This window comes from Streptomyces sp. NPDC001056 (assembly GCF_053598955.1).
Genome location: NZ_JBSFLI010000006.1, coordinates 1 through 11960 on the forward strand (window position 1 = coordinate 1; position 11960 = coordinate 11960).

The window sequence follows — 11960 nt, forward strand, 5'->3', positions numbered from 1 at the left end:
TGGGGGGGGGGGTGGTGTGGGGAGGGTAGTCGTTTTTAATAATAAACAAAAAAAAAACTAATCTTGGGGGGGGGGGGGGGCGGGCGGGGGGGGGGGGGCCCCCCCCCCCCCCCCGCCGGATCCGGCCGGATCAGGCCGTGGCGTACGCCGAGTCCTTCATCACGAAGCTGGCCAGCGCGGAGCCGTCCGCCGCGGACATCGCGGTGAAGGTGATGCCGAGCTGGGAGGCGGCCTTGCGGGCCAGCTTGATGTCGTCCGCCGCCGTGACCTGGCCGCGCGGGATGCCGAAGCGGTAGGTCACGGTGGAGCCGTCGCTCGCCCGGACGTCGGTGAACTCCAGGCCGAGGGCGCGCACATCGGCGAACGGGCGCTCGGCGATGTCGTACTGGTACACGCCGGTCGCACCGGTCACCGGGGCGACGGCGCCGCCGCCCATGAAGAACGGCAGCGTGTCCTCGTTGAACTGCAGCAGCGAGAACTTCAGCGTCAGGTCGCGGTCCGAGTACACGAAGTGCACCGGGCTGACGGCCTGCCACACGTCGATCGGCTCCAGCTTGTCCTTCTTGCTGAAGGTCACGCCGTCGCCGGTGGTGAAACCGAGGTTCTTCCAGCCGGTCCAGTCGGCGGAGCCGTCGGCGGAGAAGGTCGTCGGGACCTTGGTGTCGGGGCCGGCGACGTACAGACGGCCGACGCCGGCGACGCGGATCTCGGAGGTGTTGGTACCTGCCATGGTGGTGTCTCTCCTTCGTTGGGATTCATCCGTGGTGCATCGGGGGTGCCGTGCCCGGCGGTTCCGGGTACGGCGAAGGCCCCGCCGGGATGGGGAGGGCGGGGCCTTCGGTCTGGGGTGGCGCGGTGGCCGTCGGCCGGACGGCCGGGTACGGATCAGTACACGTCGAGGTGGACCTTGTGCACGCTCACGTACCGGTTGGCCGCGCGGTAGAGGTAGTCGGGCAGCCAGCGGGGGCCGTCCTGTTCCTCCACGTCGGTGATGAGGTTGGTGCCGTACTGGTGGTCGGCCGTGGCCAGCAGCGCGCGGCGGGCCTCGTTGGCGAGGACGTGCGCGTCCTGCTTGGTGGGGCCGTACACCTCCAGCTCGATGAGCGGCTGGTCGACGTGGAGTTCGCCGACCCAGGCGCCGCCGCGCCGGTTGACGAGCACGGCGGCGGTGGTGCCGTCGAAGGTCGAGGGGGGCTGTACGGCGACGAGCGCGGTGGCGAGCGCGGGGTCCTGCTTGAGGATGTCGACGACCAGGGCCTCGACGTCCGGGAACGCGCTCGGTGGGGTGGGTGTGGTCATGCCGGGTCACCTCGGGGCTGCGGGGCGCGCGGGGCGCGGGGTGGGTGGCGTGCGGGGACCGGGGCCTCGGCGCCGGGCGCCTGTCACCAGGGCCTGTGGGCACAGCTCCGCCGCTGCGCCAACTGTGACAGAGGAGCGTGCGCGCACGCAACTAAAAAGTGAAAGTGGCGGGGCGGGGCGGGGTGGACGGGGCCGGACATGCCGATGCACCCGCGCGGGGCGGGTGCGTCCTCAGGGGGATGGGTGCCTCTTCGAGCGGGCGCGGGCGCTTCTCTGCGGGGCGGGGTTGCTTCTTCGGGCGGGGTCGGGCGCTCCGCCGGGCCGTGGGCAGCCCCCTCGGGGGCGGGGTCGGGACCCTCTCCGGGAGCGGTCGGGGTGGCGGGTGGTTTCCGTGCGACCGGCCCGCGAAGGTCAGTCGCCCACCGCGGCCGCCTCCGCCGGCCTCCGCGCTCCCTCGCGCTCGCGCGCGACGGCCTCGGACTCCTGCGGCAGGAACTGTTCCACGACCCGTACGAACATCTCGCGCCGGTCGGCCGGGATCCCCAGCAGCTCGGCGACCTCCTCCAGCGTGGGCCGGCGGCCGAGTTCGGTGCTGGGCGCGGGGGAGGCCGGACGGTCGTGCGGGTCGGCCAGTTCCTCCGCGGTCAGCCGGCCGGAGCGGATCAGCATCTCGCGCACCGGGACGCCGAGGACCCGGGCGAGCCGGCGGGTGGTTTCGAGGTCCGGCATGCTCTGCCGCTGCAGGAGCCGGGTGACGGCGGCGCGGTGCACCCCGGCCTCGTCCGCGATCCGCGACTTCCCGCCCCCCCGCGGGCTGTCGATGTCGTATCCGCGTTCGCGCATCAGGTCTTCGACCCACGCGGCGAACGCGTCCAGGTCCTGGCTGGTCATCTGTGTGCTCGCTCTCCCTCGGGGACTCCGAGTTTAGCTTGCTTGCGCGCGCGGTATTACGTGCTTTCGTGCAAGCACGGTGAAGGGGGCGTAAAGGGGGTGAGCCGGAAGGCTGGGCCGCCAGGGGCTGGGCGGGCGTAGGTAAATGTTTGTTGCGAGCGCGCGCGCAATCTGTAAGTCTGGACCGCGCTTCAGCCCGCCCCGTCAGGGGTCCGGGCCGCTCGTGCTCGCCTGTTCCGCCCCCTCAGGAGGCCCCATGTCCGTCTCCGGCTCGTGCCCACCGCGTCTTCCGGACGCCCCCGGGGTGAGTGGTGATGCCCCGCCGCCGGAACCCCCGGGCTGGCGGTCCGCCGCGGCCTGCGTCGGGCTGCCGCCCAAGGTCGTCTTCTCCAAGAAGGTCAAGGAGGCCGCTCCCGCGCTGCGGGCGTGCGCCGGTTGCACGGTCCGCGGTCACTGCGAGCGGGTCGTCGCCCCGGCGGACAACTGGTTCGACGGCGTCTGCGCCGGCCGGCTGTGGCGCTCGGGCCGCCCGGTACCGCTTCCGGCGGGCCTCGCCGCGGCACCCGCCCCGAACGGAGGCCGAGTTGCCTGACGCGTCCACGATGCCCGACGACAACCGTCCGGTGGCCCAGGCCGCCCTGTGGATCGGTCTGCTGCTCCAGCAGTTCCCGGAGCTTTCCACCGAACTGGCCCCCGGCCGCGCCACCCCCTCCCACCGCCCCGCGTCCCCGCCACCCCCGGACCTCGCCGCCCGCCGTCACGAGGAGCGAACGGAGGCCCTGCTCCTCGAACAACGGCACGGACTCGTCGCCCCCGGCTACAGCGCGGCGCCGCTGCGGCTGCACATCTCCGACACCATCCGCGATCTCTCCGACGGGGTGGTCGAGTTGGAGGAGGCGGTGCGTGACCGGCTCGGCCTGCCGCGCGCCCGCCGGGCCCCGGTGCTCGAACGGCTGCGCCGCATCGCCGCGTTGCTCGACGACGTGGCGGGGGACGCCGTACTGGCCGCGCACGTGCGGGACGAGACGCGCCGCATGGCCCGCCGGTGCGCCCGCGCGCTGGGCGACACGGAGACGGTGGTCCGGATGCCGGGCCGCTGCCCCTGGTGCGACTCGGTCTCCCTGCGCGCCTTTCCCGACCGCGGCGCGATCCTCTGCATCAACCCCGCGTGCCGCTGCGCGGACCCGCTCTGCGGCTGCCACGACGACCCGTCGTACCGGCACGCGTGGGAAGAAGGGGAGTGGGAACGCGCGAGCGGCCAGGGGGGCCGCACCCGATGAACGACTGCCCCCTCATCCCGGCTCCCCTGGCCGCCCGGGAGGTCGGCGTCGCCCCCGCGACGATCCGCAAGTGGGTCCAACTCGGCCACCTCCAGCCCGCGGGCAAGTCGGGCCGCGCCCACCTCTTCCGCCTGGCCGACGTCTTCCAGGCCGAACGCACGATCCGCCGCACCGGCGAACGCCCAGCCCCCTGAGCTCGACCGGCCGCCGCGTCCTTCGCTCCCGGCCGGCGGATCCGGTCGGCGCGGCGACGCCCGACGGCTCGTCAGGCTGCCGCCCCGCCGGCCGGGTGACCGCCGTGTCGATTCCCGGCAGCCTGGACGACCACCGCCCGCGGGCGACCGGGCGCCGTGGCGGCCTGCGGCCCTGCCCGTCGCCGGGCGGCACCCCGCGTCCGTCGGCTCCGCTGCCGTATGGCCGGCCGCCGCGCATCGCGGGTGGCCTGCCCCGGCCGGCCGCCGTGGCGGCTCGCACCCGTCGATCGCCGGGCGGCGGCGGGTGGTTGGGGTTTTCCGCGTTGGTGGGATCTGTCGTCGTTCGGCCGGCTGTCGTGCGTCCTGGCGGCTTGTGGCTCCGTCGATCGCCGGACGGCCGGTCTCGCGGCCTTCCGGCGATCGACGGAGCCGCCGTCGTGCGGCTGGGCGCCGCGGATCGCAGCGTCCGCTGGTTGCCGGGTGTCCCTCGCCGGGGCGGACCGCAGCGTCCGCCGATTGCCGGGCGCCCCTCCCCGCGGCGGGCCGCGGCTCCCGTCGGCTCCACGGTCTGTCGGGACGGCTGTCGGCGGTGGCGTCTCATCGGCCGCCTGGCGGGTGAGCGCCTCGGCGGTCGCCCATGGTTGCCGGTATCCGGACGGTGGCTCGCCGTGGCTCCCCGACATGTGGGGGAAACGCGGACGGCCCCGGGAGCCTCCACGGGGTACCGAACGCCTGATGATGGAGCGCGGCTCGCGGCCGTCCGCCCGGCTCCCGTGTCGCCGGATGCCTGCCCGCGGCGCCGCCCGCCGGGTTCGCCCGGCAGCGGCGGCGCACCCGTCGCCTGCCGGGTCTCCGGGGCGGGGCGTGCCGCGGCACCGGGACCGTCGTCCTCTCCCTCGTCGCGACGCCGACGCGAACACCCCCGCGGGTCTGTCGGTGCCGGGCTCCCCGTCGTGGCGTCCGCCGGCCTCGTCCGCCACCGGCTCACGCGACACCTGCTCGCCCTGTCGGCTCGCGCCCGCCCGCCGCCACGCCGTTCCGCGGCTCCGCCCACCGGGCCGCCCGCCCGGCCTCGCCCACCGGACTGCCCGCCCGGCCTCGGCCACCGGACCGCCGCCGCGCCCCTCACTCCGCCCGCCGCCCCGCCCCGTACCTCGCGCGCTCCGGCTCCTGGCGTGCGCCACCCCCGGCCCTGTGGTATAAGGCCCCCTACCTGCGCCCACGCCTCTTTCTGTTTTGACCGGAGTCTGTCGCCTAGGTACGCTCAGACCTTGTGCCTGGGGTGTGCCCTGGCTGCTGTGCGTGCCTTGAAACCGTATGGCGAGCCGCAATCGGCCACCGTAATTCGCGCCCTTTCCGCCTTGCGGCGGGAGTCTGGCGGATTCGACACACCCGACCGCGTGGGTCGGCGATGTTCCAGGTTAGCTGTACCCATCGGCACACAGAAACCGGAGAAGTAGTGCCTACGATCCAGCAGCTGGTCCGCAAGGGCCGGCAGGACAAGGTCGAAAAGAACAAGACGCCCGCACTTGAGGGTTCCCCTCAGCGTCGCGGCGTCTGCACGCGTGTGTTCACGACCACCCCGAAGAAGCCGAACTCGGCCCTCCGCAAGGTCGCGCGTGTGCGTCTGACCAGCGGCATCGAGGTCACCGCTTACATTCCGGGTGAGGGACACAACCTGCAGGAGCACTCCATCGTGCTCGTGCGCGGCGGCCGTGTGAAGGACCTGCCGGGTGTTCGCTACAAGATCATCCGCGGCTCCCTCGACACCCAGGGTGTCAAGAACCGCAAGCAGGCCCGCAGCCGCTACGGCGCCAAGAAGGAGAAGTAAGAATGCCTCGTAAGGGCCCCGCCCCGAAGCGCCCGGTCATCATCGACCCGGTTTACGGCTCTCCTCTGGTGACCTCCCTGATCAACAAGGTGCTGCTGAACGGCAAGCGCTCCACCGCCGAGCGCATCGTCTACGGCGCCATGGAGGGTCTGCGTGAGAAGACGGGCAACGACCCGATCATCACGCTGAAGCGCGCGCTTGAGAACATCAAGCCGACCCTTGAGGTCAAGTCCCGCCGTGTCGGTGGTGCGACGTACCAGGTTCCGATCGAGGTCAAGCCCGGTCGTGCCAACACGCTCGCGCTGCGCTGGCTGGTCGGTTACTCCCGCGCCCGTCGCGAGAAGACCATGACCGAGCGCCTGCTCAACGAGCTTCTCGACGCGTCCAACGGCCTCGGCGCCGCTGTGAAGAAGCGCGAGGACACCCACAAGATGGCCGAGTCCAACAAGGCCTTCGCGCACTACCGCTGGTAGTCGCTACCCACATCGAGACCGAGAGAAGACTGAAGCCTTATGGCTACCACTTCACTTGACCTGGCCAGGGTCCGCAACATCGGGATCATGGCCCACATCGACGCGGGCAAGACGACCACCACCGAGCGGATCCTGTTCTACACCGGTGTGTCCTACAAGATCGGTGAGGTCCACGACGGCGCTGCCACCATGGACTGGATGGAGCAGGAGCAGGAGCGTGGCATCACGATCACGTCTGCTGCCACCACCTGCCACTGGTCGCTGGACGACGTCGACCACACCATCAACATCATCGACACCCCGGGCCACGTCGACTTCACCGTCGAGGTGGAGCGCTCCCTGCGCGTGCTCGACGGTGCCGTGACGGTGTTCGACGGCGTCGCCGGCGTTGAGCCCCAGTCCGAGACGGTGTGGCGTCAGGCGGACCGCTACGGCGTTCCGCGTATCTGCTTCGTCAACAAGCTCGACCGCACCGGTGCCGAGTTCCACCGCTGTGTCGACATGATCGTCGACCGCCTGGGCGCGCAGCCGCTGGTCATGCAGCTGCCGATCGGTGCGGAGGCGGACTTCAAGGGCGTCGTCGACCTGGTGACGATGAAGGCCTTCGTGTGGTCCGCCGAGGCCACCAAGGGCGAGATGTACGACGTCGTCGACATCCCGGACACGCACACCGAGGCTGCCGAGGAGTACCGCGGCAAGCTGCTGGAGGCCGTGGCCGAGAACGACGAAGAGATCATGGAGCTGTACCTGGAGGGCGAGGAGCCTTCCGTGGAGCAGCTGTACGCCGCGATCCGTCGTATCACCATCGCGTCCGGCAAGAGCGACGGCACCACGGTCACCCCGGTGTTCTGTGGCACCGCGTTCAAGAACAAGGGCGTGCAGCCCCTGCTCGACGCGGTCGTGCGCTACCTGCCCTCCCCGGTCGACATCGAGGCCATCGAGGGCCACGACGTCAAGGACCCCGAGGTCGTCGTCAAGCGCAAGCCGTCCGACGACGAGCCGCTGTCCGCGCTGGCGTTCAAGATCATGAGCGACCCGCACCTCGGCAAGCTCACCTTCGTCCGGGTCTACTCGGGCCGCCTGGAGTCCGGCTCTTCGGTGCTGAACTCCGTCAAGGGCAAGAAGGAGCGCATCGGCAAGATCTACCGCATGCACGCCAACAAGCGTGAGGAGATCGAGTCGGTGGGCGCCGGTGACATCGTCGCCGTCATGGGCCTGAAGCAGACCACCACCGGTGAGACGCTGTCCGACGACAAGAACCCGGTCATCCTGGAGTCCATGGACTTCCCGGCGCCGGTCATCCAGGTCGCCATCGAGCCCAAGTCGAAGGGCGACCAGGAGAAGCTCGGCGTCGCGATCCAGCGCCTCGCCGAGGAGGACCCGTCGTTCCAGGTCCACTCGGACGAGGAGACCGGCCAGACCATCATCGGTGGTATGGGCGAGCTGCACCTTGAGGTGCTGGTCGACCGTATGCGCCGTGAGTTCAAGGTCGAGGCCAACGTCGGCAAGCCGCAGGTGGCGTACCGCGAGACGATCCGCAAGGCCGTCGAGCGCGTCGACTACACCCACAAGAAGCAGACCGGTGGTACCGGTCAGTTCGCGAAGGTGCAGATCGGCATCGAGCCGCTTGAGGGTGGCGACACCTCGTACGAGTTCGTGAACAAGGTGACCGGTGGTCGTATCCCGAAGGAGTACATCCCTTCGGTCGACGCCGGTGCGCAGGAGGCCATGCAGTTCGGCATCCTGGCCGGCTACGAGATGACCGGTGTCCGTGTCATCCTCCACGACGGTGCCTACCACGAGGTCGACTCCTCCGAGCTCGCCTTCAAGATCGCCGGTTCGCAGGCCTTCAAGGAGGCCGCGCGCAAGGCTTCGCCCGTGCTCCTTGAGCCGATGATGGCCGTTGAGGTCACCACGCCCGAGGACTACATGGGTGAGGTCATCGGCGACATCAACTCCCGCCGTGGCCAGATCCAGGCCATGGAGGAGCGGGCTGGTGCCCGCGTCGTGAAGGGCCTCGTGCCCCTGTCGGAGATGTTCGGCTACGTCGGCGACCTCCGCAGCAAGACGTCGGGTCGCGCAAGCTACTCGATGCAGTTCGACTCCTACGCCGAGGTTCCGCGGAACGTCGCCGAGGAGATCATCGCGAAGGCCAAGGGCGAGTAACGCACCGCGTTCCCACGCTTTAGGCTTGACTCCGGAGCCTCCAGGGGCAAACAGCCGCAAACCCGGATGTTTGCCCCGGGCCCCGGGCATTAACAGCAAAGATCACCTGGCGCCGATGAAGTAAGGCGTACAGAACCACTCCACAGGAGGACCCCAGTGGCGAAGGCGAAGTTCGAGCGGACTAAGCCGCACGTCAACATCGGCACCATCGGTCACATCGACCACGGTAAGACGACCCTCACGGCCGCCATTACCAAGGTGCTGCACGACGCGTACCCGGAGCTGAACGAGGCCACCCCGTTCGACAACATCGACAAGGCGCCCGAGGAGCGTCAGCGCGGTATCACCATCTCCATCGCGCACGTCGAGTACCAGACCGAGGCGCGTCACTACGCCCACGTCGACTGCCCGGGTCACGCGGACTACATCAAGAACATGATCACCGGTGCCGCGCAGATGGACGGCGCGATCCTGGTGGTCGCCGCCACCGACGGCCCGATGCCGCAGACCAAGGAGCACGTGCTCCTGGCCCGCCAGGTCGGCGTTCCGTACATCGTGGTCGCCCTGAACAAGGCCGACATGGTGGACGACGAGGAGATCATGGAGCTCGTCGAGCTCGAGGTCCGTGAGCTCCTCTCCGAGTACGAGTTCCCGGGCGACGACCTGCCGGTCGTCCGTGTCTCCGCTCTGAAGGCGCTCGAGGGCGACCCGGAGTGGACCCAGTCGGTCCTGGACCTCATGAACGCCGTCGACACCTCCATCCCGGAGCCCGAGCGTGACGTCGACAAGCCGTTCCTGATGCCGATCGAGGACGTCTTCACCATCACCGGTCGCGGTACGGTCGTCACCGGCCGTATCGAGCGTGGTGTCCTCAAGGTCAACGAGACCGTGGACATCATCGGCATCAAGCCGGAGAAGACCTCCACCACGGTCACCGGCATCGAGATGTTCCGCAAGCTGCTCGACGAGGGCCAGGCCGGTGAGAACGTCGGTCTGCTGCTCCGCGGCATCAAGCGCGAGGACGTCGAGCGCGGCCAGGTCATCATCAAGCCGGGTTCGGTCACCCCGCACACCGAGTTCGAGGCGCAGGCCTACATCCTGTCCAAGGACGAGGGTGGCCGCCACACGCCGTTCTTCAACAACTACCGTCCGCAGTTCTACTTCCGTACGACGGACGTGACGGGCGTTGTGACCCTCCCCGAGGGCACCGAGATGGTCATGCCGGGCGACAACACCGAGATGTCCGTCCAGCTGATCCAGCCGGTCGCCATGGAGGAGGGCCTGAAGTTCGCCATCCGTGAGGGTGGTCGCACCGTGGGCGCCGGCCAGGTCACCAAGATCGTCAAGTAAGTTCCGCTTGCTTGAAGGTCGCTGACCGACCTTGGAGAGGCCCGTACGACTTCGGTCGTACGGGCCTCTTCGTCGTACCCTCGGTGCGTGTCACCGCTCCCGTACGGCCGTTCGACGAAAGTGAGCCCGTGAGCACCGTCCCGCCTGCCGAAGGCCCCGACGAGTCCCCGTCCGACGCGCAGTGGGAGGCGTTCCTGCGGGACGCGGCGGCCGGCGGTGCCGGCGCCCCGAAGGAACCGTCCGCACGGGCGCGGTCCCGTCTGCCAGGCGCCCGGATACGACGCCCGCGCCGGCCGGGTCGTATGAGGTCGGCGACCGCGTGGCTGGCGAGCGCGGCTCCCTGGCTGGCGGCCGGGGCGGTGGTCGTCTTCGGCGCCTTCCAGATGGGGCTGATCCCCTTGTCCTCCACGCCCACCTCGGGCCCGGCCGAGGCGGTGCCCCTGCCCGGCGGCGGCACCTCCGACGGCGACCGGTGCGGCACCAAGGGCTACCACCGCTTCCCGCTCCCGAAGAGCGCGACCACCCCGCCGAGGCCGTCCTCCGGCACCGGTGAGCCCGGCCCGAAGCTGGTCCTGAGCCATTACGGCTACGAATGGAACCCCGACGACGGGGGCCGCCTGACCATCGGCCTGCTCTTCGCCACCCCCGGCTCGAAGAAGCCGTTCCATGTCTCGCGTGCGCTGGGCGGTGACGGCGTGGCGGTGGAGATCGAGGGCCCGAAGGGTCTGGTGGCCGGCGCCCACGGCCTCCCTGTCACCTGGCCCTCGACCGAACAGGCGGGCGCCCTCGTCGATGTGAGCGACGGGGGCGGTGGCGAGGTCACCCTCCCCTTGCAGGCCGTGTGCCCCGGCCACGACGGGCGGTCCGTGGCGAAGTCCCTGCAGCCGCCCGTCGATTCCCACAACACCATCACCGGCCAGCCCGCCTACCGCATGGTGGTCTCCCTCCGCGACCCGGCCGTCGGTACCCTGCGCACCTCTCTCGGCCTCCCGGCGGGCGGGAACCTGCTCAGCGCGAACAACCTGGTCCTGCCGGTGGGTTCCTGACGTTCCGGCCGGAACGCGGCGGGGCGGCGGGTACCACCGCTCGGCGGCGGCCACGGCCTCCTCTCGGCCCGTCATGCAGCCCCGCCGCTCAACTCACCGGACACGCCACGATGGTTCCTCTACGATGCGGCGTCATGTCCATACCCAACGCCTGGGGCGCACCGTACGGCGGCTACGGCGGTGCGCCGCCCGCACCGCCCGTCATTCCGGCGAAGGATCTGCGCCCCCGGCGCTTCTGGTACGTGGTGGCGGCGCTGCTCGGCGTCGTCCTGGTCGGTGCCGGGGTCACCTTCATCGTGCTGACGGTCGGGAACACGATGCGCTCGGTCGATGCGGCGCACAGTTTCGCCGGCGGTGACCAGCGCACGTTCAGCTTCACGCGGGGGAGGACCCGGGCGATCTACGTCTCCCCGTACGGCAGGGGGCACGTCGACTGCCGGGTCCCGACGGCGCTGGCCGATTCGATGACCCAGCCGGCCGGCACCTTCCGCGTCACCCGCGGAGCCCGCTCCTGGGACCGCGTCTTCGAGTTCACCCCGAAGACCACCGGCGACTACCCGGTCTCCTGCACCTCGGAGCTGCCGGCCGAGTTCGCCCTCGGCGACAAGCCCGAGGTGGGCGACATGGTCGGCGGCATCTTCGCCGCGATCGGCTGCTTCCTCACGGCGGCCGTCGCGGTCCCGGTCATCTGCGTCGTCACGGCGGTCCGCCGCGGCCGCTGTCGCCGCCGGCTCATCGCGGCGGCGCCCGCGCCCCCGATGCCCCCGATGTGGGGCCCACCGCCCATGGGCCCGTCGGCCTGAGGACGCACGCGGACGCGACGTCCCCCTACCGGTGGGTGCCCGAGTCGCAGGCCGCCCTTCTAGGTGCCCACCGGGACAGTGATCTCGGCCCACACGGTCTTGCGCGGCACGCTGTCCGACGACACGCCCCACCGGTCGGCCAGCGCCTCCACGATGACCAACCCTCGCCCCGACTCCTCGTCGGCGCACGGGCGTCGGGCCTCGGGCAGCCGTTCGCGGCGGGTGTCGGTCACCTCGATGCGCAGCGTGTCGCCGACGACGTGCAGCGTGAGCCGGAAGTTTCTGCCGGGCACCCGGCCGTGGGTCGCGGCGTTCGCCGCCAGCTCGGCGATCACGTGCGTGGCCGCGTCGGACAGGATCCCCCAGGTGCGCAACTGCTCCGTGGCGAGCAGCCGGGCGAGCCGGGCGCCGCGGCGGGTGGGGGACAGCAGGACCATGAAGGCGAGGGTGGGGTGGGCCAGTTCGGCCGGCGGCTCGACGGTTTCTCGATTCACGTCACTCAGCGTGGTCGCCCATGCTTCCCTAAGTAAGGGAAAGCGGCTGTACGTACGGTGACCGTCCCCCCTTTGTCTCGGCTGTCTCGGCTGTCTCGGGCGTTGTCACGAGTACGAGTACGCATCGGAGGAG

The 11960-nt window shown here is 70.6% G+C and carries 13 protein-coding genes; 9 read left to right on the top strand and 4 right to left on the bottom strand.

The genetic code is table 11. The features are described from left to right. Positions 1-130: 130 nt before the first annotated feature. The 3 genes from ACWDD7_RS09180 to ACWDD7_RS09190 all read right to left on the bottom strand — a co-directional run bounded on the left by ACWDD7_RS09180 (position 131) and on the right by ACWDD7_RS09190 (position 2190). Positions 131-730, bottom strand: a complete 600-nt coding sequence (locus tag ACWDD7_RS09180) for a phage tail tube protein (RefSeq protein WP_351871107.1) — start codon at positions 728-730, stop codon at positions 131-133. Positions 731-885: 155 nt separating this feature from the next. Next, positions 886-1299: a hypothetical protein gene (locus ACWDD7_RS09185; RefSeq protein WP_351871110.1), complete on the bottom strand. Its 414-nt coding sequence runs from the start codon at positions 1297-1299 to the stop codon at positions 886-888. Positions 1300-1710: 411 nt separating this feature from the next. Further along, positions 1711-2190, bottom strand: a complete 480-nt coding sequence (locus tag ACWDD7_RS09190) for a helix-turn-helix domain-containing protein (RefSeq protein WP_351871111.1) — start codon at positions 2188-2190, stop codon at positions 1711-1713. Between the two features lie 304 nt (positions 2191-2494). Between ACWDD7_RS09190 and ACWDD7_RS09195 the strand changes: the two genes are divergently transcribed. The 9 genes from ACWDD7_RS09195 (at position 2495) to ACWDD7_RS09235 (ending at position 11333) form a co-directional block, all read left to right on the top strand. Further along, complete coding sequence (locus ACWDD7_RS09195; protein ID WP_450456913.1) at positions 2495-2782, top strand: WhiB family transcriptional regulator; 288 nt, start codon at positions 2495-2497, stop codon at positions 2780-2782. After that, positions 2775-3470, top strand: coding sequence for a hypothetical protein (locus ACWDD7_RS09200; RefSeq protein ID WP_450456914.1), 696 nt, complete (start codon positions 2775-2777; stop codon positions 3468-3470). Before ACWDD7_RS09195 ends, ACWDD7_RS09200 begins: the two co-directional genes overlap by 8 nt. After that, the gene (locus ACWDD7_RS09205) at positions 3467-3664 is read left to right on the top strand and encodes a hypothetical protein (RefSeq protein ID WP_450456915.1); all 198 of its coding nucleotides are present in this window, start codon (positions 3467-3469) and stop codon (positions 3662-3664) included. The genes ACWDD7_RS09200 and ACWDD7_RS09205 overlap by 4 nt, the downstream gene beginning before the upstream one ends. Before the next feature lie 1459 nt (positions 3665-5123). Beyond that, positions 5124-5495, top strand: coding sequence for a 30S ribosomal protein S12 (rpsL, locus tag ACWDD7_RS09210; protein ID WP_003948652.1), 372 nt, complete (start codon positions 5124-5126; stop codon positions 5493-5495). Positions 5496-5497: 2 nt separating this feature from the next. Next, a complete protein-coding gene (rpsG, locus tag ACWDD7_RS09215; RefSeq protein ID WP_003992340.1) occupies positions 5498-5968 on the top strand; it encodes a 30S ribosomal protein S7 in 471 nt (156 codons plus the stop codon). 39 nt (positions 5969-6007) lie between these two features. Continuing rightward, positions 6008-8134 carry an elongation factor G gene (gene fusA, locus ACWDD7_RS09220; protein ID WP_450456916.1) on the top strand — a complete coding sequence of 709 codons (2127 nt, stop codon included), beginning with the start codon at positions 6008-6010 and terminating at the stop codon, positions 8132-8134. A 156-nt stretch (positions 8135-8290) separates the two neighbouring features. After that, complete coding sequence (tuf, locus tag ACWDD7_RS09225; RefSeq protein WP_285561837.1) at positions 8291-9484, top strand: elongation factor Tu; 1194 nt, start codon at positions 8291-8293, stop codon at positions 9482-9484. A gap of 128 nt (positions 9485-9612) precedes the next feature. Then, positions 9613-10530, top strand: a complete 918-nt coding sequence (locus ACWDD7_RS09230; protein ID WP_450456917.1) for a hypothetical protein — start codon at positions 9613-9615, stop codon at positions 10528-10530. A 134-nt stretch (positions 10531-10664) separates the two neighbouring features. Continuing rightward, positions 10665-11333, top strand: coding sequence for a serine/arginine repetitive matrix protein 2 (locus ACWDD7_RS09235; protein ID WP_450456918.1), 669 nt, complete (start codon positions 10665-10667; stop codon positions 11331-11333). A gap of 59 nt (positions 11334-11392) precedes the next feature. Here the strand turns inward: ACWDD7_RS09235 and ACWDD7_RS09240 are convergent, their stop codons facing one another. Beyond that, entirely contained in the window at positions 11393-11836 is a 444-nt protein-coding gene (locus tag ACWDD7_RS09240; RefSeq protein WP_450457052.1) for an ATP-binding protein, read from the bottom strand. Between the last annotated feature and the right edge of the window lie 124 nt (positions 11837-11960).

What these genes read in the sequence shown, in the direction of transcription:
- rpsG (WP_003992340.1), top strand. Translation starts at nt 5,498, where the DNA reads ATGCCTCGTAAGGGCCCCGCCCCGAAGCGCCCGGTCATCATCGACCCG.
- ACWDD7_RS09190 (WP_351871111.1), bottom strand. Translation starts at nt 2,190, where the DNA reads ATGACCAGCCAGGACCTGGACGCGTTCGCCGCGTGGGTCGAAGACCTG.
- ACWDD7_RS09235 (WP_450456918.1), top strand. Translation starts at nt 10,665, where the DNA reads ATGTCCATACCCAACGCCTGGGGCGCACCGTACGGCGGCTACGGCGGT.
- ACWDD7_RS09185 (WP_351871110.1), bottom strand. Translation starts at nt 1,299, where the DNA reads ATGACCACACCCACCCCACCGAGCGCGTTCCCGGACGTCGAGGCCCTG.
- ACWDD7_RS09205 (WP_450456915.1), top strand. Translation starts at nt 3,467, where the DNA reads ATGAACGACTGCCCCCTCATCCCGGCTCCCCTGGCCGCCCGGGAGGTC.
- fusA (WP_450456916.1), top strand. Translation starts at nt 6,008, where the DNA reads ATGGCTACCACTTCACTTGACCTGGCCAGGGTCCGCAACATCGGGATC.
- ACWDD7_RS09180 (WP_351871107.1), bottom strand. Translation starts at nt 730, where the DNA reads ATGGCAGGTACCAACACCTCCGAGATCCGCGTCGCCGGCGTCGGCCGT.